This is a genomic window from Nonomuraea sp. GTA35, from assembly GCF_041950525.1.
Taxonomy (GTDB): Bacteria; Actinomycetota; Actinomycetes; order Streptosporangiales; family Streptosporangiaceae; genus Nonomuraea.
In genome coordinates this window covers 318364-339458 of record NZ_JBGNUV010000011.1, presented here as the reverse complement: position 1 = coordinate 339458, position 21095 = coordinate 318364, and the positions used below count along the sequence as shown (strand labels likewise).

General features: G+C 73.9%; 20 protein-coding genes. 9 read left to right on the top strand and 11 right to left on the bottom strand.

Annotated elements, in window-relative coordinates; all coding sequences use genetic code 11:
* Nucleotide 1: 1 nt before the first annotated feature.
* The 6 genes from ACBJ32_RS40540 (at nucleotide 2) to ACBJ32_RS40515 (ending at nucleotide 6939) form a co-directional block, all read left to right on the top strand.
* A complete protein-coding gene (locus tag ACBJ32_RS40540) occupies nucleotides 2-1930 on the top strand; it encodes a dipeptide/oligopeptide/nickel ABC transporter permease/ATP-binding protein (RefSeq protein ID WP_375131302.1) in 1929 nt (642 codons plus the stop codon).
* Nucleotides 1927-2715 (top strand): ABC transporter ATP-binding protein, encoded by a 789-nt coding sequence (locus ACBJ32_RS40535; protein ID WP_375131301.1) that lies wholly within the window; start codon nucleotides 1927-1929, stop codon nucleotides 2713-2715. The genes ACBJ32_RS40540 and ACBJ32_RS40535 overlap by 4 nt, the downstream gene beginning before the upstream one ends.
* Nucleotides 2712-4097 (top strand): serine hydrolase domain-containing protein, encoded by a 1386-nt coding sequence (locus ACBJ32_RS40530; protein ID WP_375131300.1) that lies wholly within the window; start codon nucleotides 2712-2714, stop codon nucleotides 4095-4097. Before ACBJ32_RS40535 ends, ACBJ32_RS40530 begins: the two co-directional genes overlap by 4 nt.
* Before the next feature lie 115 nt (nucleotides 4098-4212).
* Nucleotides 4213-5073 carry a GNAT family N-acetyltransferase gene (locus ACBJ32_RS40525; protein ID WP_375131299.1) on the top strand — a complete coding sequence of 287 codons (861 nt, stop codon included), beginning with the start codon at nucleotides 4213-4215 and terminating at the stop codon, nucleotides 5071-5073.
* A 19-nt stretch (nucleotides 5074-5092) separates the two neighbouring features.
* Nucleotides 5093-5242: a hypothetical protein gene (locus ACBJ32_RS40520; RefSeq protein WP_375131298.1), complete on the top strand. Its 150-nt coding sequence runs from the start codon at nucleotides 5093-5095 to the stop codon at nucleotides 5240-5242.
* 47 nt (nucleotides 5243-5289) lie between these two features.
* Nucleotides 5290-6939: a helix-turn-helix domain-containing protein gene (locus ACBJ32_RS40515; RefSeq protein ID WP_357885489.1), complete on the top strand. Its 1650-nt coding sequence runs from the start codon at nucleotides 5290-5292 to the stop codon at nucleotides 6937-6939.
* 61 nt (nucleotides 6940-7000) lie between these two features.
* On the opposite strand, the gene ACBJ32_RS40510 is transcribed toward ACBJ32_RS40515, so the two are convergent.
* The 3 genes from ACBJ32_RS40510 to ACBJ32_RS40500 all read right to left on the bottom strand — a co-directional run bounded on the left by ACBJ32_RS40510 (nucleotide 7001) and on the right by ACBJ32_RS40500 (nucleotide 10908).
* Nucleotides 7001-7192: a hypothetical protein gene (locus ACBJ32_RS40510; protein ID WP_375131297.1), complete on the bottom strand. Its 192-nt coding sequence runs from the start codon at nucleotides 7190-7192 to the stop codon at nucleotides 7001-7003.
* A gap of 145 nt (nucleotides 7193-7337) precedes the next feature.
* Nucleotides 7338-9071: an acetyl/propionyl/methylcrotonyl-CoA carboxylase subunit alpha gene (locus ACBJ32_RS40505; protein WP_375131370.1), complete on the bottom strand. Its 1734-nt coding sequence runs from the start codon at nucleotides 9069-9071 to the stop codon at nucleotides 7338-7340.
* Nucleotides 9072-9378: 307 nt separating this feature from the next.
* A complete protein-coding gene (locus ACBJ32_RS40500) occupies nucleotides 9379-10908 on the bottom strand; it encodes an acyl-CoA carboxylase subunit beta (RefSeq protein ID WP_375131296.1) in 1530 nt (509 codons plus the stop codon).
* Between the two features lie 88 nt (nucleotides 10909-10996).
* Here ACBJ32_RS40500 and ACBJ32_RS40495 point away from each other — a divergent pair, with 88 nt between their 5' ends.
* Both ACBJ32_RS40495 and ACBJ32_RS40490 read left to right on the top strand, forming a co-directional pair.
* Nucleotides 10997-11671 (top strand): TetR family transcriptional regulator, encoded by a 675-nt coding sequence (locus ACBJ32_RS40495; protein ID WP_357885481.1) that lies wholly within the window; start codon nucleotides 10997-10999, stop codon nucleotides 11669-11671.
* A 115-nt stretch (nucleotides 11672-11786) separates the two neighbouring features.
* Nucleotides 11787-12194, top strand: coding sequence for a hypothetical protein (locus tag ACBJ32_RS40490; protein WP_375131295.1), 408 nt, complete (start codon nucleotides 11787-11789; stop codon nucleotides 12192-12194).
* 62 nt (nucleotides 12195-12256) lie between these two features.
* Here the strand turns inward: ACBJ32_RS40490 and ACBJ32_RS40485 are convergent, their stop codons facing one another.
* The 8 genes from ACBJ32_RS40485 to ACBJ32_RS40450 form a co-directional block, all read right to left on the bottom strand.
* Nucleotides 12257-12445 carry a cytochrome P450 gene (locus tag ACBJ32_RS40485; RefSeq protein WP_375131294.1) on the bottom strand — a complete coding sequence of 63 codons (189 nt, stop codon included), beginning with the start codon at nucleotides 12443-12445 and terminating at the stop codon, nucleotides 12257-12259.
* 147 nt (nucleotides 12446-12592) lie between these two features.
* Complete coding sequence (locus tag ACBJ32_RS40480; protein ID WP_357885475.1) at nucleotides 12593-13018, bottom strand: spore-associated protein A; 426 nt, start codon at nucleotides 13016-13018, stop codon at nucleotides 12593-12595.
* A gap of 166 nt (nucleotides 13019-13184) precedes the next feature.
* Nucleotides 13185-13739, bottom strand: coding sequence for a GNAT family N-acetyltransferase (locus ACBJ32_RS40475; RefSeq protein WP_375131293.1), 555 nt, complete (start codon nucleotides 13737-13739; stop codon nucleotides 13185-13187).
* 82 nt (nucleotides 13740-13821) lie between these two features.
* Nucleotides 13822-14187 carry a GntR family transcriptional regulator gene (locus tag ACBJ32_RS40470; RefSeq protein ID WP_357885471.1) on the bottom strand — a complete coding sequence of 122 codons (366 nt, stop codon included), beginning with the start codon at nucleotides 14185-14187 and terminating at the stop codon, nucleotides 13822-13824.
* Nucleotides 14187-15170, bottom strand: coding sequence for a hypothetical protein (locus ACBJ32_RS40465; RefSeq protein WP_375131292.1), 984 nt, complete (start codon nucleotides 15168-15170; stop codon nucleotides 14187-14189). The genes ACBJ32_RS40470 and ACBJ32_RS40465 overlap by 1 nt, the downstream gene beginning before the upstream one ends.
* A 58-nt stretch (nucleotides 15171-15228) precedes the next feature.
* On the bottom strand, nucleotides 15229-16296 hold the full coding sequence (locus tag ACBJ32_RS40460) for a hypothetical protein (RefSeq protein WP_375131291.1): 1068 nt from the start codon (nucleotides 16294-16296) through the stop codon (nucleotides 15229-15231).
* Nucleotides 16293-18005 (bottom strand): RNA repair domain-containing protein, encoded by a 1713-nt coding sequence (locus ACBJ32_RS40455; RefSeq protein WP_375131290.1) that lies wholly within the window; start codon nucleotides 18003-18005, stop codon nucleotides 16293-16295. The genes ACBJ32_RS40460 and ACBJ32_RS40455 overlap by 4 nt, the downstream gene beginning before the upstream one ends.
* The gene (locus tag ACBJ32_RS40450; protein WP_375131289.1) at nucleotides 18005-19855 is read right to left on the bottom strand and encodes an RNA ligase family protein; all 1851 of its coding nucleotides are present in this window, start codon (nucleotides 19853-19855) and stop codon (nucleotides 18005-18007) included. The genes ACBJ32_RS40455 and ACBJ32_RS40450 overlap by 1 nt, the downstream gene beginning before the upstream one ends.
* A gap of 183 nt (nucleotides 19856-20038) precedes the next feature.
* Between ACBJ32_RS40450 and ACBJ32_RS40445 the strand changes: the two genes are divergently transcribed.
* Nucleotides 20039-21064, top strand: a complete 1026-nt coding sequence (locus ACBJ32_RS40445) for an NAD(P)H-dependent flavin oxidoreductase (protein WP_375131288.1) — start codon at nucleotides 20039-20041, stop codon at nucleotides 21062-21064.
* The last annotated feature ends 31 nt before the right edge of the window (nucleotides 21065-21095 follow it).

Below are 21095 nucleotides of genomic sequence, written 5' to 3'. Positions count from 1 at the left end.
GATGCGAGCGGCACACCTCCTGCGCCGTCCCGTAGGGCTGGCCGGGTTCGGCCTGCTGGTCATCGTCCTGTCGGTGGCCGCGCTCGGGCCGATCCTGTGGGGCGACCGGGCGACGGCCGTCGACACGGGCAACCTGCTCGCCGGCCCGTCGGCCGAGCACTGGATCGGCACCGACAACCTCGGCCGGGACCTGTTCTCCCGGGTACTCGTGGCCACCCGGCTCTCGATCGTGCTGGCGCTCGGGGCGACGGCGATCAGCATCGTGCTGGGCCTCGTCCTGGGGGCCGCGCCGATGCTGGCCGGGCCGCGGCTGGGCCGCCTCGTCACGTGGGCCGTCAACGTGCTGGTGGCCTTCCCCGGGCTGCTGCTCGTGCTCTTCTTCGCCGTCGTCTTCGGCGTCGGCGAGCGCGGCGCGGCGTTCGCGGTGGGGCTCGCCGGGGCGCCGTCGTTCGCGCGGCTGTGCCACACGCTCATCGCCGGAATCTCGGAGCGGGACTACATCGCCGCGGCCCGGATCGCGGGCGTGAGCCGGCTTCGCATCCTGCGCCGCCACGTGCTGCCGAACATCGCCGAGCCGCTCATCGTCAACGCGACGATGAGCGCCGGCGGGGTGCTGCTGTCGTTCGCCGGGCTCTCGTTCCTCGGACTGGGCGTCCAGGCCCCCTCCTACGACTGGGGCAAGCTCATGCAGGACGGGCTCAACGGCATCTACACCAACCCCCTCGCCGCGCTCGGGCCCGGCTTCGCCGTCATCGTCGCCGGGCTGGCGTTCAACCTCACGGGCGAGGCCCTGGCGGCCGCCTTCGGCCTCGGCGACGTCCCCGGCACCGCCCGCCGGAGCCGGATCAGGACCGCCGCCGGCCAGACCCTCGCACCCGCCGTGACAGGGCCCGCCGTGACAGGGCCCGCCGTGACAGCGCCGGTCGAGGGCACGATCCTGTCGGTGGACGACCTGCGGGTGACGATCGCCGGCGCGGGCAACCCCATCCACGCGGTACGCGGCGTCACCTTCGCCGTCCGGGACGGCGAAGCCGTCGGCGTCGTCGGCGAGTCCGGCTCGGGCAAGTCGATGACGGCCCTGGCGGTGGCCGGGCTCCTCGAGGAGCCGATCCGCGTCGAGGCGGGCCACCTGGCCTTCGCCGGGGAGGATCTCCTGGCCGCCGCCGACTCCGCGTCCCTGCGCAAGCGCCTCGGCACGTCGCTGGCCGTGGTGTTCCAGGACCCGATGACGTCCTTCAACCCGGTGCACCGGGTGGGGCCGCAACTGGCCGAGGTGAGCCGCTTCCACCAGGGGCTGAGCCGCAAGGCGGCCTTCGCCCGCGCGGTCGACCGGCTCCGCGCGGTCAGGATCCGCGAGCCCGCGCGGCGCGCCAGGCAGCACCCCTTCGAGTTCTCCGGAGGCATGCGCCAGCGGGCCATGATCGGCATGGGTCTCATGGGGACGCCGCGGCTCATCATCGCCGACGAGCCGACCACCGCGCTCGACGTCACGGTCCAGCAGCAGGTCCTCGGCCTGCTCGCCGAGGTGCGCCGCGACACCGGCGCCGCCCTCCTGCTCATCAGCCACGACGTCTCGGTCGTGACCGACGTGTGCGACCGGGTCCTCGTCATGTACGCCGGCCGCATCGTCGAGGAGCTGCCCGCGCGGGGCCTGCGGACGCTGGCCCGGCACCCGTACACGCGGGCGCTCGTCGCGGCCGTGCCGGACATGGAGACCGACCTGACCCGGCCGCTCGCCGTCATCCCCGGGCTGCCGGTCGATCCGGCGCACGTGCCGGCCGGCTGCGCCTTCGCGGCCCGCTGCCCGCTCGCCGACGACCGCTGCAGGTCGGTCGAGCCCGTGCTGGAGGCCGACACGGCGGGCAACCGGGTGGCGTGCCACAAGGCCGGGCAGCCCCTTCCCGCCCGCACCGAGGAGGTGACCGCGTGAGCGTGCTCGGCTTCCACGACGTCCGCGTGCGATACGGCTCGCACACCGTGCTGAAGGACGTCAGCCTGGAGGTCGGCGACGGCGAGATCGTGGGCCTCGTCGGCGAGTCCGGCTCCGGGAAGTCGACCATGGCGCGGGCGGCCGTCGGCCTGGCGCCCGTGACCGGCGGCCGGATCCTGCTGGACGGCCGGCCGGTGCCCAGCCGGGGCCGCGTGCGCCCGGTGCAGATGGTCTTCCAGGACCCGTACTCCTCGCTCGACCCCCGCATGACCGTCGGCGAGAGCATCGCGGAGGCCATGCCCGGAGGCCTGGGCAGGCAGGCCCGCCAGGCGGAGATCGCGCGCCTCCTCACGCTGGTCCACCTGGACGCGGCCCGGGCCGGCGACCTGCCCGGGCGGCTCTCCGGCGGACAGCGCCAGCGCGTCGCGCTGGCCAGGGCGCTCGCCGCCCGGCCCGAGGTGATCCTCGCCGACGAGATCACCTCGGCGCTCGACGTCTCCGTCCAGGGCGCGGTGCTCAACCTCGTCCGCGACATGCGGCGCGACCTGGGCCTGTCCATGCTGTTCATCTCCCACAACCTGGCGGTCGTCCGGTACGTCGCCGACCGCGTGGCCGTGATGCACAACGGAGAGATCGTCGAGCACGGCCCCACCGCGCAGGTGCTCGGCACGCCCCGGCACGACTACACCCGCCATCTCCTCGCCGCACTCCCCGGAGCGGCGCGCCGGCCACCCGGGGACCCAGGCGCGACGCCTCTCATCCCGATCTCGAAGGAGCAGACATGACCATGGCCATCGACCAGGCCCACTGGCAGAGCCGCCTTGACGAGCTGGCGAGCAAGCACGGCGTCCCCGGCGCCCAGCTGGGCATACTCCGGCTCGGCGCCGGCGGCGACGAGCTCGTCACCGCCGCGACCGGCGTGCTGCACGCCGGCACCGGCCAGCCGGCCGGCACCGACTCGGTCTGGCAGATCGGCTCGATCTCCAAGGTGTGGACCGCGACCGTGATCATGCAGCTCGTGGACGAGGGCCGGTTCGCCCTCGACACCCCCGTGGCGGAGATCGTCCCCGGGTTCGAGCTGCGCGACCCGGGGACCACCGCGGCCGTGACCGTCTGGCACCTGCTCACCCACACCAGCGGCATCGACGGCGACCTGTTCACCGACACCGGCCGGGGCGACGACGCGCTGGAGAAGTACGTCGCGCTGCTGGCCGACACCGCGCAGAACCACCCGATCGGCGCCACCTGGTCCTACTGCAACGCGGGATACTCGCTGCTCGGCCGGATCATCGAGGTCGCCACCGGCAAGACCTGGGACCAGGCGATCAAGGAGAAGCTGTTCGCCCCGCTCGGCCTGACCCGCACCACGACCCTGCCGGAGGAGGCGATGGTCTTCGCGCACGCGATGGGCCACGTCAAGGGTGGCGAGGAGCCCGTGGTCGCGCCGGTGTGGGGCCTGCCGCGCTCGGTCGGCCCGGCGGGCCTGATCACCTCGACCGTCGCCGACGTGCTGGCCTTCGCCCGGATGCACCTGACCGGCGGGCTCGCCGCCGACGGCACGCGCGTGCTGAGCGAGGAGAGCACCGCGGCGATGTCGGCGTACCAGACCGACTGCCCCGAGAAGCACCTGCTCGGCGACTCGTGGGGCCTCGGCTGGTTCCGCTGCGACTGGAACGGCCACCGGGCCTACGGCCACGACGGCAACACCATCGGCCAGGCGGCGTTCCTGCGCGTCCTGCCGGAGGCCGGCGTCGCGGTCGCGCTCGCCACCAACGGCGGCGGCACCCGCGATCTCTACGCCGGCCTCTACGACGAGATCTTCAGCGAGCTCACCGGGGTGAAGCTGCCCGCGCCGTTCGAGCCGCCGGCCGAGCCGGTGACGGCGGACCTGGCGCCGTACGCGGGCACGTACGAGCGCGAGTCGGTGCGCATGGAGGTGTTCGAGGAGGACGGCAAGCCGATCCTGCGCACCACGCTGATGGGGCCCCTGGCCGAGCTCGAGGGCGAGCAGGTGGAGACGTACGAGCTGGTCCCGGTCTCGCCGGGCATGTACGCCGTCCGGCCCGAGGGCATGGAGTCGTGGGCTCCGGTGACGTTCTACTCGCTGCCCACCGGCGAGGAGTACGTCCACTTCGGCGCCCGCGCGACCCCCAAGAAGCTCGGCTGACCGTGCCGGTCACCTCGCGTGGCTCCCTCGGCCTCCGGCCGCTGCTCGCCGGCCGGCCGCCCGGCCGCACGGTGCCGCTGCGCGAGCCGATCGCCGAACTCCTGGAGGAGCAGGCATGAGCATCGAGACTTCCGGCGGGCGGAGCCTGGGCGTCGAGGCTTCCGCCGTCGGCCTGGCGGCGCGCGAGGCGGCGCGATGGGCCGCGGAGGCGGGCGTGGCGGTCCGGGAGCTCCGGGACCTCGACGAGGCCCACGCCGTGATCGCCCTGCTCGTCGAGATCTGGGGCCGCCCCGACAACCCCCTGATCACGGTGGAGTTCCTGCGGGCGCTGACGAAGGCCGGCAACTACGTCGCCGGCGCCTACGACGGCGACCGGCTGATCGGGGTCTGCATCGGCTTCCACGAGGAGCCTGCGGCCCGCACCCTGCACAGCCACATCGCCGGGGTGGCGCCGGGGCTGGCCGGCCGCGGCACCGGGATGGCGCTCAAGCTCCACCAGCGCGCGTGGGCGCTCGCCCGCGGCATCGTCGCGGTCGAGTGGACCTTCGACCCGCTGGTCAGCCGCAACGCCTACTTCAACATCGTCAAGCTGGGCGCGCTGCCGGTGGAGTACCTCCCCAACTTCTACGGCGCGATGCACGACGCGATCAACGGCGGCGACGACACCGACCGGCTCCTGGTGCGCTGGGAGCTGCTCTCGCCGCGGGTCCGCGCCGCCTGCTCGGGAACGCCCCGCGAACGGCCGCTGGACGGCCCGTCGAACAGGCGGGTCGCGGCGCCGGCCGACATCGAGGCGCTCCGCGTCCACGACGCGGCCGCCGCCCGGGGCTGGCGCCACCGGCTCCGCGACGAGCTGGAGCCGCTGATGGCCGCCGGTGGCCGCGTCGTCGACTTCGACCGCGAGCTCGGCTACCTCGTCCGGCTCGCCGGCCCCGGCGCCCGCCCTGACCCCGAACAGATCCGGAGAAAGCCATGAAGCTGCGGGGAATCGAACTTTGCCGCGTCTCGACGCCGCTCGTGCCGCCGTTCCGGACCTCGTCCGGCACGATCCCGCGCTCGTCCGCTCGTTCGGCCACTCGCTCGGCCGCTCATTCGGCCGCGAGCTCCTCGCGGTGACCAGGTCCGCCGAGTGGCTCGTCCTCTGATCGTCGGACGATCCGACCGTGCGGCTCGGCCTCCTATACTGCGGGGCGTGAGCCAGCGTCCCCGTGCCAGCCTCGGCCGGGTCTTGGACGATCTGGGGACCACCCTTCTCGAGCTGGTCGCCGGTGACGTCGACCAGCGCGAAGAGATCAGCGGACTCGTCATCCACGACCCGCTCGACGAACCCGTGCTCGGGCCGCGCTCGCTGGTGCTCGGCATCGGCGTCGACCCGTCCGGCGACACGCTGCCCCGGCTGCTCGGCACGCTCGGCGACCACGACGCGGTGGGCCTGGTCGTCCGGGCGCCCGTCGCCCTGACCCCGCAGGTGCGGGAGGCGGTCGCGAAGAGCGGCGTGGCGCTGATCGGCCTGCGCCGGGGCGCCACGTGGGCGCAGCTCACCGCGCTCATCCGGTCGATGCTCGCCGAGGGGGACATCGGCGAGCACGAGCACGAGTCGCTCGGCGGGCTCCCGTCCGGCGACCTCTTCGCGGTGGCCAACGCCGTGGCCGCGCTGCTCGACGCGCCCATCACCATCGAGGACCGCAACTCCCGCGTGCTCGCCTTCTCCGGCCGCCAGGACGAGGCGGACGCCTCCCGCGTCGAGACGGTCATCGGCCGGCAGGTCCCCGAGCGGTACGCCGCCCGCCTGACCGAGCTGGGCGTCTTCCGCGACCTCTACCGCTACCAGCGGCCGGTCGTCGTCACGCCGCAGGATCTCGGCTACGACGGGATGACGGTGCAGCGCGTCGCCATCGCGGTCCGCGCCGGTGACGAGATCCTCGGCTCGATCTGGGCCGCCATGGACGGCGACCTCGACAGCGAGCGTACGAACGCCCTGCTCGACGCCTCGAAACTGGTCGCGCTGCACCTGCTGCGCATCCGCGCCGGCGCCGACGTCCGGCGGCGGCTGCGCGCCGACCTGATGGTGACGGTCCTGGAAGGCGGCGCGGGCGCGCGGGACGCGCTGGCGCGGCTCGGCCTGTCCGGCCGCACCCTCGTCATCGTGAGCGCGGCCCTGCTCACCGGCGACGACCACGCCTGGGCCGACCACGCCCGCGCCGACCACGGCAGGGCCGCCGAGCTCGAACGGCTCGCGGACGCCCTGTCGGTCCACCTGTCGGCGGCGGTGCCGTCCGCCGCCGTGGCGGCCGTCGGCGGCACGGTCTACGGCCTGCTGCCCGTCATCGTCCCGACCGGCAACCCGGAACAGCGGGCCGTGCGCCTGGCCTCCGACTTCGTGGACCGGGTCGGCGGCAGCCTTCCCGCGATCGTCGCGGTCGCCCCGGCGGGGCCGGACATCAGCGGCATCGTCCACGGGAAGGCGCAGGCCGACCGGGTGCTCCGGGTGATGCGGGAGGGCCACACCGCTCTGCGGGTGGCCCGGCTCGACGACGTCCAGACGCTCGCCCTGGTCCTGGAGCTGCGGGACCTCGCGGCGGCGCGCGGCGAGCGGCCGGTCGGCGCGATCGCCCGCCTGATGGAGTACGACGAGCGCAACAACGCCGGCCTCGTCCAGTCGCTGGAGGCCTGGCTGGACGCGCTCGGCGACGTGGGCAAGGCGGCCGCCGCGCTCTTCATCCACCCCAACACGTTGCGCTACCGGCTCAGGCGGGTCGCCGAGGTGGGCGAGATCGACCTGGAGGACCCGGAGCAGCGCTTCGCGGCGATGCTGCAGCTGCGGATCCTGGCACCCCGTTAGGTGCCGCCCGCGCGGTTCGGCGTCCCGCCGCGGTTTGCAAGCGCCGGCGGCCTGAGGTCATCTAATCCGCGGACCGCAGAAGCATCGCCTCCACCTCCGGCCCGGCATCGGCCGAGCACACGTAGGTGGAGGTTCCGGTCGCCGGATCGACGTAGTACAGCGTTGCACGCTTGCCGCATCTCGAGCACCAGGCGGCAGCCTCGCCGCCGAGCTCAGCCAGTCCGACCTTGATCTCCGGGATAAGAAATGCCATGCGAGAAGCGTAGATCGGCATGGCCAAGACACCCGTGGTGACCGTGTGTCTTGCCGAATTGATGTCCCGTAGATTGTTCGAAGCGGAGGCGACAGGCCGCCGCCGGCCGATCACACGAGGCCGCGTCGCAGCCGGGTGGAGGCGGTCATGACGGGGCCTTGATCTGGCAGATCACCGCGCCGGCGGCCACCGTGGCCCCCACCTCGGCTGACATGCCGACCACGGTGCCGTCCTGATGTGCGGTGAGCGGCTGCTCCATCTTCATGGCCTCCAGCACGACGACCGTGTCCCCCGCGCGCACGCTGTCACCGTCGGCCGCCACCAGCTTGACGATGGTGCCCTGCATCGGGCTGACCAGGGCGTCTCCGGCGGGTGCCGCCTGCGCGGCGCGGCGGCGGCGGGGAACGGCCCTGGAGGCGGCGGGACGCGCGGCGCCGAGCCCGGCGGGCAGGACGACCTCCAGGCGCTTGCCCGCCACCTCGACGGTGACGCGCTCAAGCTCCCCCGGCTCACCGGTGGCGACCGGGCCGGCGTAGGGGGCGAGCCGGTTGTCGAACTCGGTCTCGATCCAGCGGGTGTGCACGGCGAAGTCGACGAACGCCGGGTCCGTCACGACCGCCCGGTGGAAGGGCAGGACGGTGGGCATGCCGTCGATCTCGAACTCGGCCAGGGCGCGGCGGGCGCGTTGCAACGCCTGTTCCCGGGTGGCGCCGGTGACGATCAGCTTGGCGATCAGGGAGTCGTAGGCGCCGGGCACGGTCTCGCCCTGCTCGTATCCGGCGTCGAGGCGGACGCCGGGGCCGGAGGGGGCGCGCCAGCGGGTGATGGTGCCGGGCGCGGGCAGGAAGCCGCGGCCGGGGTCCTCGGCGTTGACGCGGAACTCGATGGAGTGGCCGCGCGAGGGCGGGTCGTCGTAGCCGAGGGGTTCGCCGTCGGCGACGCGGAACATCTCGCGGACCAGGTCGATGCCGGTGACCTCCTCGGTGACCGGGTGCTCGACCTGCAGCCGGGTGTTGACCTCCAGGAACGAGATCGTGCCGTCCTGCCCGACCAGGAACTCGCACGTACCGGCGCCGACGTAGCCGGCCTCGCGCAGGATCGCCTTGGACGACTCGCGCAGCAGCGCCTCCTGGTCCGAGGTGAGGAACGGGGCGGGCGCCTCCTCCACCAGCTTCTGGTGGCGGCGCTGGAGGGAGCAGTCGCGGGTGGAGACGACCACGACGTTGCCGTGGGCGTCGGCCAGGCACTGGGTCTCGACGTGGCGGGGCCGGTCGAGGTAGCGCTCGACGAAGCACTCGCCCCGGCCGAAGGCCGCCACCGCCTCGCGGACGGCGCTGTCGTACAGGTCGGGGATCTCCTCCAGGCTGCGGGCCACCTTCAGCCCGCGCCCGCCGCCCCCGAACGCGGCCTTGATCGCGATCGGCAGCCCGTGCTGCCGCGCGAACGCCGTCACCTCGGCGACGTCCGCCACCGGATCGGGGGTGCCGGCGACGAGGGGGGCGCCGACCTTCTGGGCGATGTGGCGAGCCTGGACCTTGTCGCCGAGCGCGGTGATCGCCGGAGGGGGCGGGCCGATCCAGACGAGGCCGGCGTCGATGACGGCCTGGGCGAAGTCGGCGTTCTCGGCGAGGAAGCCGTAGCCGGGGTGGACGGAGTCGGCTCCGGAGCGGGCGGCCACGTCCAGCAGTTCGGCGATGTCGAGGTAGGTGTCGGCGGGCGACTGCCCGTCCAGCGCGTACGCCTCGTCGGCCAGCCGGGCGTGCAGCGCGTCTCGGTCGGGGCCGGCGTAGACCGCCACGCAGCCGATCCCGGCGTCCCGGCAGGCCCGGATGACGCGGACGGCGATCTCGCCGCGGTTGGCGATGAGCACCTTGCGCAGGCTCACGGGTGTCCTCCCAGATTCCATCGCGACTCCCGCCAGCCGCCGGGGCGGGGTAGGAGGGGGCGCCGCAACGAGCGGCGGGGGCGGCGCGTCACGGGCGCCCATGCGGGTGCCGGTGCGGGTGCCGGTGCGGGTGCCGGTGCGGGTGCCGGTGCGGGTGCCGGTGCGGGTGCCGGTGCGGGTGCCAGTGCATGTGCCGGGGCGGGTGCCAGTGCATGTGCCGGGGCGGGTGACTGCCGCGTGGCGTGCAGGGCTACGACGAGGGCGGCCAGTTCTCCGGACGTCGGCGAGCCTTTGGTGATCTTCACAGCGGGATGTTCCCGTGCTTCTTGGGCGGCAGGGAGTCGCGCTTGCCGCGCAGCAGGCGCAGCGCCCGGGTGACCTCGCGGCGGGTCTCGCCGGGCCGGATCACCTTGTCCACGTAGCCGCGCTCGGCCGCCAGGTAGGGGGTGGCCAGGGTGTCCTCGTACTCGGCGATCAGCTCCGCGCGCAGCGCGTCGGGGTCCTCTGCGGCGGCCAGGCGCTTGCGGTGCAGGATGTTCACCGCGCCCTGCGCGCCCATGACGGCGATCTGCGCCGTGGACCAGGCCAGGTTGACGTCCGCGCCCAGGTGCTTGGAGCCCATCACGTCGTACGCGCCGCCGTAGGCCTTGCGGGTGATGACGGTGACGAGCGGCACGGTGGCCTCGCCGTAGGCGTACAGGAGTTTCGCGCCGCGCCGGATGATGCCGTTCCACTCCTGATCCGTGCCGGGCAGGAAACCGGGCACGTCCACGAGGGTGAGCACCGGGATGCTGAAGGCGTCGCAGGTCCGCACGAACCGGGCGGCCTTCTCCGAGGCGTCGATGTCGAGCGTGCCCGCCAGCCGCATCGGCTGGTTGGCCACCACGCCGACCGGCCGGCCCTCGATCCGGCCGAAGCCGATCACGATGTTGGGCGCGAACAGCTCCTGCACCTCCAGGAACTCGCCGTCGTCCAGCAGCGCGCCGATGACCTCGTGCATGTCGTAGGGCTGGTTCGGCGAGTCCGGGACGAGCGCGTCCAGGGCCGGATCGTCCGACAGGTCCGCTTCGACGTGCGGGTACGGCGGCTCGTCGAGGTTGTTGTCCGGCAGGTACGCCAGCAGCGCCCGCGCGTAGTCGAGGGCGTCGTCCTCGTCGGAGGCCAGGTAGTGGGCCACGCCGCTGCGGCTGTTGTGCACCCGTCCGCCGCCCAGGTCCTCGAACGTCACGTCCTCCCCCGTGACCGTCCTGATCACGTCCGGGCCCGTGACGAACATGTGCGACCGCTCGTCCACCATGATCGTGAAGTCGGTCAGCGCCGGCGAGTAGACGTGGCCGCCCGCGCACGCGCCCATGATGAGCGAGATCTGCGGGATCACCCCGGAGGCGCGGATGTTGCGGCGGAAGATCTCGCCGTACAGGCCGAGCGAGACCACCCCCTCCTGGATGCGCGCCCCGGCCCCCTCGTTGATGCCGATGATCGGGCAGCCGTTGCGCATCGCCAGGTCCATGACCTTGCAGATCTTCTGCCCGTACACCTCGCCCAGCGACCCGCCCGCGACCGTGAAGTCCTGCGAGAACACGCACACCTGGCGGCCGTCCACCGTCCCGTACCCGGTCACCACGCCGTCGCCGTGGCCGAGCGAGCCCTTCGCCAGGGCGTCCAGCTCGACGAACGAGCCGTCGTCCAGCAGCCGCTCGATGCGCTCGCGGGCGGTCAGCCTGCCCCTGGCGTGCTGCTTGGCCGCCGCGCGGGCCTCGCCGACGTGCACCGCCTCGTCCAGGCGCTCCTTCAGGCGGGCCAGACTGCCCGCGGTGCCTTGCGTCGCCATCCACCACCACCGATAAGACTGAGTTTCACGATTACGGTACTCAGTTTCGAAGGGGTTGAACATCCCCGATCCCCGGGAGAATGGCCGTGTGCCGAAACCGCCCATCAAACACCGCCTCGCCGAAGCCGCCGTGACGCTGTTCGACGAGCACGGCTACGACGAGACCACCGTCGACGACATCGCCGCCCGGGCAGGCGTCAGCCGCAGCACGTTCTTCCGCTACTACCGCTCGAAGGAAGACGCGATCTTTCCCGACCACGACGCGCTGCTCGACAGGATCGGCGCACGGCTGCGGGCCTCCACCGCCGGCACCGCCATCGTGGCCATCACCGACGCCGTCCGGATCGTGCTCGCCCACTACGTCGAGGACGCCGAGGTCTCGCTGCGCCGCTACCGCCTGGTGCGCCAAGTGCCCGCGCTGCGCGATCGCGAGATCGCCAGCGTGGCCCGCTACCAGCGGCTGTTCCGCGAGTTCGTCGGCGCGTGGCTGGGCGACTCCCCCGACGCCGGCCTGCGGGCCGAGCTCATGGCGGCCTCCGTGGTGGCCGCCCACAACCAGGTGCTGCGTGGCTGGCTGCGCGCCGGCGGCACCTACGACCCGAGCGAGCCGCTCGACCACGCCCTCGGCTACGTCATCGCCACCTTCCGCCACCTCGAACAACCCCGGGAGAGCGACCAGGTGATCGTCGCCACCTTCACCCGCACGGCCTCACCTCAGGCCGTCATGGCCGCCATCCAGCAACATCTGGGCTCGCGCGCGTGACCCGCCGCACATCGGACGTCCTTCCCCACCGGCCAGGCGGTTCCGCATGCCGGCGGCCTACCGGAGCTCGCTACGCTGACGGGCCCCTCACCTGATCATGCCCGAAGGAACCCTCGTGATCCGCCTCGCGCTCGTGACCGTCTTCGCCGTGCTGCTGTCGATGATCCCCGGCGTGTCTCAGGCCGTGGGTCCGTGGGAACGCGACGTCGCCGCCGACGCGGCGGACACCTGGGTGAAGGCGACGGTCGACCTCACGGCCAGGCCGGCCGGGGCGACGAGCGCGACGTTGCAATGGCGCCTGTACGAGCGCAAAGGTGTCAGCGACTACTTCATCGACGTCAGCGTGGACGACGTCGCGCTCACCGGCCTGGCGATGACCGATCCCGGCGTGGAGAACGCCGCCGCCTGGACGCCCGCGCTGGCCCGCCAGGGCGGCGCGGTCTACTGCTCCGCCCAGGTCTACCACGAGAACTACGGCGCCGACCTCGGTGCGCGCATCGCCAAGCTGTACGCCGCCGGGTGAGCCCCGGGATCGAGCCGGAGACGGAGGAGGTCGCGGGGATCCGCGGCACCCGTGCCGGCTGATCAGGCCGTGGTGCGGGGCCGGCGAGGCGTCGGCTTCAGCTCGACCGGCCGGTGCCAGATGTCAGGCAGCCGATGCGTCAGGCAGGGAGAGAGCACCACGGTGGACCCGGCGGGGATCTCGACCCCGTCGATGACGTCGTCGGCCACGGCCACCCGCGCCATCGCCCAGGCCGTCGAGTAGGCGCGCATCACCTCCGCTGCGTGTAGACCAGGCGGCGCGCGTGCTCGGGCCGGGGCGCGACGGCCACCCTGGAGCCGAACGGGGCGCCGTGGCCCGGCCGTCGGGGTGCCGCCCGACGAGTCCCTTTCGCGGCGCCCCGTCTGGTTACGACAGGCTCAGCCGCAGTGCACGTTGTTGAGCTTGACGCTCGTCCAGGACGGCGAGATTCCCTCTACGTCAATGCACTGGCCGGGCGCCGAGACGTACACCGGGCCCGCGTAGTACTTGTAGTTGTCGGCGTCGCTGTCCTTCCCGCTGCCGTCGCCTCGCGAGATGACGACGCCCTTCCAGCTCGTGGTGTTGGCGTAGGGGCCGTCGCCGTAGACGAGGGCGCAGTTCTTGCCTGTGCTGGAGCTGTAGTACACCTCCAGGATGCCCGTGCGGTACCCGTACTTCTCGATGCCGATGTTGTATACGCCGATCCGGGAGTAGCTGCTGCCGCAGGGCCCGGCCGCGCCTGCCGGGGTGGCGGTCGCTGCCAGCGTGGTGGTGGCGGCCAGGGTAGCGCCGGCCAGGAGGGTCGCCAGCTTGCGTATGCGCACGAAGATCCTTTCGCTTTGCCAGTGGTGTGATCATGAGTACCACTCGGCTCACAGCCGCCGCACACGACTCGTGCGCAATGTGATGGTTCACACAGGTTCGGCGGTACAGGTGGATCCGTCTCCGAGCGCACCTCGGCGACGGTCACTCAGCTGATCGCCGGGCCGGTCAGGGGGTCCATTCGGTTTCGAGAACGGCGTAGATGGCTTCGCTGGCCCAGGTGCCCTTGACGAACTCGTTGTCGATGAGGGTCGCCTCGCGGCGCATGCCGAGCTTCTCCAGGACACGGGCGGAGGCGGTGTTGAGTGCGTCGAGGCGGCCGGTGATGCGGTGCAGGCCGAGGTCGGCGAAGCCGAGGCGGAGCATGGCGCGGGAGGCTTCCGTGGCGTAGCCGTGGCCGTGGTGGTCGGGGTGCAGGATGTAGCCGAGCTCGCCCTGGCGGTGCTGCTTGCTGGTCCAGAAGAGCAGGCAACTGCCGATGAGGTCGCCGGTGTCGCGCAGGGTGACGGCCAGGTCGAGGGCGTCGCCCTCGTCGTGGAGCGCGGTGCGGGTGGCCTTCTTGTCCAGGAAGGTGGCGCTGGTGTCGCGGTCGCGGGGCTCCCAGTAGAGGTAGCGGGCGACGTCGGGGCGCGATTCGTAGGCGTTGACGGCGTCGAGGTCGTCGGGCGTGAAGGGGCGCAGGAGCAGGCGCTCGGTGATGATCGGGTAGTGGGGCTTGAGCACGGGGGAAGTGTAGGGACCGGTCGTGGGGGCTTCAACGCGTTTTCGACGGCGAGGGCGAGCGGCGCCCGCCCAGCGCGCCGGGTCACTTCCGGAGGGCGAGCAGCGCCTGGCGGGCGGCGGCGAGCGCCTCCTCCTCGGAGGCGCCGGCGTGCAGCGCGGCCCTGGCGAACTCCTCGGCCGCCTCTGCCAGCCGCAGCCGGAACTGGTCGGCCGCGCCGGTGATGACGGCCGTCCGGCCGCGGCGCAGCTGGACCAGCCCCTCGTCGCGCAGTTGCTGGTAGCCGCGCAGGACGGTGTGCAGGTTGATGCCGAGGGTGGCGGCCACGGTGCGGGCCGAGGGCAGCCGGTCACCGGGCGCGGCCGTCCCGGCGGCCAGCGCGGCGCGGACCGACGCCGCCACCTGATCGGCCAGAGGCTGGGACGACGCCGGATCTATGGTGATCAGCACTACGCCGCCCCTCCCTGCCGTTGCCTGCTCAACCAGCCGTTGACCAGCGCGGCGGCGGTCGGCGCCTCGCGCGTGGAGTAGACGAGCCACCGGTCGTCGCTCAAGGACAGCGCGAGAACCGGCCCCTTGCCGTTGACGACGCCCCAGCCGGTCGAGCTGTCGTCCAGCTTGTATCGCCCTTCCGGGGCCCGGTCCCTGGCCTCGGCGAAGCGGACCCGGGAGTAGGGCGCCGTCCGCCGCAGGGCGGGCAGCCACGTCGCGCGCACGGTGATGCCGGAGCCGTCGATCTGCAGGCTCGTACGAGCCTGCGCCGCCTCGAACAGCGCCCACAGCGCCAGCAGCGCCGTGCCCTGCCAGGCTCCGGAGCCGTTGCCCGCGCTGACCACGGCGAGCGCGCCCAGCACCGCGGCGAACACCAGCCGGCGGACCGACCACGCCGACGTCACGAACAGGACCCGCTGGTGCGGCCCGAGCGCCATGGCGGGCGCGTGCGGCGGCGGCACGGCCGTGACCTCGGGCGGCCCCGGGACCGGACCGGACGCCCGGTAACCCAGGACGGCCGCGACGACGGTCACGGCGATCTCCGTGCCGAGGTGCCAGGCCGGGCGGGCCACCGGACCCGGGGAGTCGAGCAACGCCGTCAGCTCCAGGACGGTGGAGGTCGTGAGGGAGGCGATGGCGGCGAAGCTCAGGGCCACGACCACGCGCTGCACCTGGGGCACGCGCCAGCAGCTCAGGAACGGCAGGAGGAGGGTGGCCTCGTACAGCACCAGGGAGAGACGCCGCCCCGACAGCCAGCCGTCCCAGGTGGGCGCGTAGCTGGTGTGGGTGGCCCAGCTCTCGATGTAGGCGCGGTCGGGCAGGCGGTCTCCGTACAGGCCGACCAGGATCGTCGGCACGAGCAGGACGAGCAGCGGAGGGACGGCCGCCAGCGTCAGGCGGCGCAGGCGGCCCGGCGCGGCGGGATCGGTGGAACGGGACATGGCCCACCTCCAACTGTTTGCTTTTGACTATAACACTGCAAACAGTGCGGGGAAGGGCTCAGCGCAGCGTGGGCACGGCGCCGCCGTCGGCGCGTTCGACCGTGACGCCGGGCAGGTCCCCGGCCCACCGGCCGGCGATCTCGCCGAGCCGGGCGGCCGACGGCGGTGTACGGCCCAGGCCGATGGCGTACCGGGCCTGCCGGGGGCCGCTGTCGAACGGGCGCGGCCAGGCGTGCACGTCCGGCGCCCCGGCCTCCTCCAGGGCGCCGATCAGCTCCAGCATGCGTCCTCTGACGCGGCCGAGCAGCGCGTCGAGCTCCGCGGAGCGCACGGTCACCACCGCCCAGGCGGCGTGACGGCGGTGCAGGGGCGGCGGGGCGGCCAGCTCGGCGGAGCGGCCCTCCTCCGCGAGCTCCCAGGCCCGGTACAGCTCCTGGGTGAGCAGGTCCAGGCCGCCGGGGGTGACCTGGCGGGCGCAGTTGCGCACGGGGGCGCTGGGTGTCAGCACCACGACGGGGGCGGGCTCCGCGATGGCAGGGCCGCCAGGGGCGAGGCCGACCGGGTCCCGCCAGTTCCACGCGGCCCACGTACCGAAGAACCGGCTCAGCGGGTCGCCGCCGCCGTGCACGGTCCGTGCGGCCATGACCGTCCAGGCCAGGCCGGGAAGCCCGCCGAACGGGGCGGAGTCCAGCCCGCGGGCTCGCGCCCACTCCTTCACCTGCCTGGCCAGGCGGGCGAAGGCGTCGTGGTCCTCCCCCACGGCGGCCCGCACGGCGTCCGCGTCGCTCACCGCGCTCAAGGCGGTCGCCGCCGCCTGGCCCAGCTCGGCTCGGCGGTCCACGGCCTGCCGCGGCGGCAGGGAGCCGGACGGCACCACGGTCAGGTCCACGTCCAGCCCGCCCGTACGCAGGCGCAGGCCCGGCACCCGGGCACCGACCACCCGCCGCAGCCTGGAGACCTCGGGCAGCGCCGCGCGGACCCGCGCCTCGACCTCGGCGAGGTCCGGTTCGCCGGGCAGCACCGCCACCAGGTCCAGGTCGGCGTCCGGCAGCTCGCACCCCATACGCCGCGACCCGGCGACGTGCACCACCCCGGGCTCCAGTGCCTCCTCCAGCCGCCGCGTCACGGCCCCGGCCCCGGCCCCGGCCCCGCGTTCTCGTCGGCCGCCGGGTCGGGGAGCCAGCGGAGCTCGCCCGTGCCCAGCGTGATCCGCGCCCGGGGACGCATGGGCTCGCCGGCCCGGCGCGACAGCAGGACCAGCTCCCCCACCTGCGCCGTCATCGCGGCCATGCGGATGGTGTCCTCGGTGCGCCCGAGGGTCAGGTGCGGGGTGTAGCCCTCGGGACGTCCCCCGCACCGGGGGAACCGCCGCCGCAACGCCTCGTGCAGGCGCCCCCACGGGGCCGGATCACCGGCGGCCGGGTCGAGCCAGGCGGTCACGTGATCGCGATGACGGAACGTCCGCACCCCCTCCAGCCTGGCCGCGAACGGCCCCACCTCGGCCGCCGCAGCGGCCAGCAACGGCGCCGCCGCCTCGAACTCCGACTCCGGCACGAAGCCGAACAGCAGGTTGACGTGCGGGGGCCACCGGCTGATCTGCGGATCGTGCGCCCGGCGCACCTCCTGGATCGCCGGCCACAGCTCGGCCGGCGGCAGCCACGCCACCGCCGTCCGCGCCGTCGGCGGCACGTCGAGCACCCCGCGGTCCCGGACGTCACCCGTGAGGTCGAGGACCGCCTCCACCGCGTAATGATCGGAGATGTACAGCCCTCCGGGATCCGGCGTGTCACCACGCAGCGCCGCCGAGACCACCTGGGGCCTGCCCCGCAGCAGGATCCGGTCCAGCCGCGCGGCCCGCCCGGACCGGGAGGACAGCGCCGCGAGCGGGTTGACGGCCGGGTCGAAGGTGGGCGTCTGGTCGGGCCCGTACGCCTCCGCCCACGCGTCCCGCAGGCCCAGTGCCGCCGCGGGGGTGTCCGTGCCGTCGTTGAAGTCGCCCGCCAGGACCACGTCGCCGTCCACGCCGGCCAGCCCCTCGGCGATCGCGGCCAGCTCGGCCCGCCGCCTGGAGGCGCCGTCCGTGGAGTGATCGCTGGTCAGATGGGTGACGGCGACGACGAGAGGCCCGGTGGCGGTGTCCACCACGACGGCGGCCACCGCCTTGTGCGGGCTCAGCTCGTGCCGTGCCGCCTCTCGCACGGGCAGCCGGCTGAGCAGCAGCAGGCCGCCGTCGTCCACGTCCGGGCCGTACGGGTCGGTGCCGAGCGTGTAGCCGTCCCGTACCCAGGGGGCGGCCAGCAGCATCGACAGCAGCGCGGGCTCGACCTCCTGCAGCGCGATCACGTCCGCGCCGGCCTCCTCCAGGGCCGCGAGCAGCAGGGGGCGGCGGCGGGCGGTGTCGATGCGGTCGCTGTCGTAACGGTCCCACAACGTGTTCCACGTCAGCACGCGCACAGCCGAGTGCGTGGCGGGCGCATGCGTGGCGGGCGCATGCATGGCGGGCGCGGGCGCGGCGGGACGCCAGCCGCCGGCCGGGTCCCAGGCGTGCGGGGTCGAGGCGGTGAAGAACGGCGGGCGCAGCAGGCGCGCGTCCCGTGCCCGGCCGGCCTCGCAGGTGTCGAGCCGGTCGAGCCCCGTGGCACGGTCCCACACCAGCTCGCCGTCCGCCTCGACGAACAGGATCCGGTGCCAGGGGATGTCCCCTCCCGGGGCGAACGCGGGCAGCGCGACGCGCTCGGGGGCGGCCTCGCGCTGGCCCACCCCCATGACGAACCGGGACGGGTCGAACCTCGGGTCCCAGCGGATCCGGTGGTAGATCTCCTCGCTGGTACGCATCACGCCTCCTGCTCGTACAGGGCGCCGTCCACGTCGTCGACGGTTCCGTGCGCCCCGACGTACCACGTGCGATGGGCCTGGCCGGGATACGGCGGGACGAACCGGCGCGACTGCGCGGCCAGCACGTGCGCGGGCACCGGGTGGGCGCGGCGGGCGTTGCGCCGGTGGAGCTCGGCCGCCTCCACCAGCACGACCGCGTGCGTCGTCAGCGCGTCGCGGCGGCGCGCCACGCTGTGGACCAGGCCACGCTGGTGCTGGTTGAGCGAGGTGGCGTCCCACACGACGGTGCCGCCGGACGCCAGGGCGGCGTCGAGCCGGTCCAGCGCCTCGCCGAGGATCTCCTGGTTCGCCCGCTGGTCCGCTCGCGAGCCGCGGGCGTCGCGCAGGTCGTCCAGTGACACGTACGCGTCGATCCCCGTCAGCCCGGCCGCGAACGTGCTCTTCCCGCTGCCCGACGGCCCGGTCAGGTGCACCAGCCGGGGGAAGCGCCCGGGCCGCCACCGCCATGTCGCCGCCACGGCCTCCTCGACCGCGGTGAGCCTGCCCCGTACCCAGGCGTCGCGAGCCTCCGCCCAGCACCGGTCGGCCGCCTCCGCGCCGAGTCCGGCCAGCGCCTCGCGCAGCCCGGCCCGCAACGGCCCCAGCGGCTCCGGCCCGAGCAGCCCTGCCTCATCGGCATGCAGCGCCGACCATTCGGCCTGCTCCCGCGCGTCGTCGGCGGGCCCGGCCGCCGGGACGGACGCCGCGACGGCATGCAGCACGCCCAGATCGGCGGCCAACGCCATCCGCCGTAACCCCGTCTGCCGCTGTTCGTCCGGATACGGCCGCCGCAATCCACCGTGCAGCCCCACCAGGTCCGCCACCCGCCGCGCCGACGCCATGCCCAGCGGGCCCGCCAGGCGCGCCGCCACCCAGGCCCGCGGCCGGGCATGCAGCACGGCCGCCAGCACCCCCGCCAGCCGCGCGTCCCCCCACCGCTCGATCGCGTCCAGCCGCGCCGCCACCTCGGCCGCCGCCTCCTCAACCGCCGCCGCCGCGTGCCCCGCCACCTCGGCCCCCGCCCCCGCGTGCACCGACTCCGCGCGCATCGCCTCCGCGTGCATCACCGCCTCCGCATCGCCCCCGGTGGAGGCGCTCGTGCCGGGACCCGCGCCGGCCGGGGCGAGGTCGAGCGCGGCCAGCAGAGCACCGACGTCCGGTGCGGCCCCGGACCGCACCGACCACAGCGCCGCCCCCGCCCCCAGCCCGTTCGGCACCACCGCGGTGTGCATCCAGTGCGTCCCCGTCCGCACGTGCTCCCGCCGCACCCACTTGGCCACCCGGCCCGCGAACTCCTCCCGCCCGAACCCCTCGGCGGCCCGCACCACGTACCCTTCCTGCCGCTCCGGGTCCAGCCGTAACCCGCGCAGCGCCCGCTCGTCGAAGACGCCACGCCACAACACCGGCGGGACGGGGATCCCCAGCCCCCGCAAGAAGGCGACGGTCCGGTCCCAGTCCAGGCAGCGATCGCCGTCCCACACCGAGAACCCGTAGAACCAGCTGTCCAGCCCCTGGTACGCGATGGAGTGCCGGGCGTACATGTTCTCCCCGCACACCCGCCACCCCGCCGGGATCCGCCCGCCGATCCGTCCCTGCAGGCCCTTCACCCACGCCCGGGACGGATGGTGACCCGAGTCCAGCGACCGGGCATGCAGCCCGTCCGCGTACAGCGTGCTGTTCTCCCCGTCGAGCTTCTCCGTGACCACGACCTCGCGCCCGCGCAGCCCTGACAGGTCACCCGCGCGAACGTCGTCGGGGGTCGCGCCGGGCGACCAGGGCAGGTGAGGGGTCCGCGGATAGTGCACGCGCATGATCCCTCCCCCGTCGGCCGGAGATCACTGTACAAGTCGAGGGCGCAGCCCCGCGTCCCCGCCCTCGCGCACGTGCCGGCCATGGCTGCCTGCGCCTGGCCGGGGCCCGTCGAGGCCGACCTGCTTGCGGCCCGCCCGGCATGGATCACAATGGGCGGAGAAGTCTCGAGGAAGGACGCCGCCATGTCCGTGCTGTCCACCAGGCTTACGGCGAAGTACGCCACCCCTTACCCGTTCGCCTGCGCCGGCATGGCCTTCGTCGGCGAGACCCCCGACCTCGCCGCGGCGGTCACCAACGCCGGCGGCATCGGCGCGATCGGGGCCGGGCTCATGCCCCCTGACCAGCTGCGGGAGACCATCCGCGAGGTCAGGGACCGTACGGCGGGCAGGCCGTTCAACGTCAACCTCATCACCTTCTTCGCCACCCCGGAACAGGTGGAGGTGTGCGCCGAGGAGCGCGTGCCGATCGTCTCGTTCCACTGGGGCCATCCGCCGGAGGACCGGCTGAAGCTGCTGCACGAGGCCGGGGTGTCGGTGTGGGAGCAGGTCGGCTCCCCCGACGCGGCCAGGCTCGCCGTGGACGACGGGGCCGAGCTCGTCATCGCCCAGGGCTGGGAGGCCGGCGGGCACAACTACGGCGGCCTGCCGACCATGGTGAACGTGCCCGCCGTCGTGGACGCCGTGGGCGAGCGCGCGATGGTCCTGGCCGCGGGCGGCATCACCGACGGCCGGCAGGTGGCCGCCGCCCTGTGTCTCGGCGCGGACGGCGTGTGGGTCGGCACCCGGCTGGCCGCCTCGCGGGAGGCCCACGTGCACCCCGAGCACCACCGGCGGCTGGTCGACGCCACCGGTGACAGCGCGGTCCTCACGTCGGTCTTCGGCCCGGAGTTCCCGAGCTTCAACCCGATGCGGCTGCAGCGCAACCGCGTGGTGGCCGAGTGGGACGACCGGCAGGACGAGATCCCGGCCGATGCCGACTCCCTGGAGCAGGTCGGCACCACGGTCGTCCAGGGGCGGGAGACGGCGGTGCGCAAGTTCGGCCTGCTGCTGGCGGTTCCGGAGACGGAGGCCGACTGGGAGGAGATGCCGTGGCTGATGGGGCAGGGCGTCGGCCTGATCCACGACATCAAGCCGGCCGCGGACATCGTCAGGGACATGATGGAGCAGGCCGAGCAGGTGCTGACCGGCTTCGGGGGCCGGGCGGGCTGACCGCGCGCCCGCTACGTGACGCGGGCGGCGG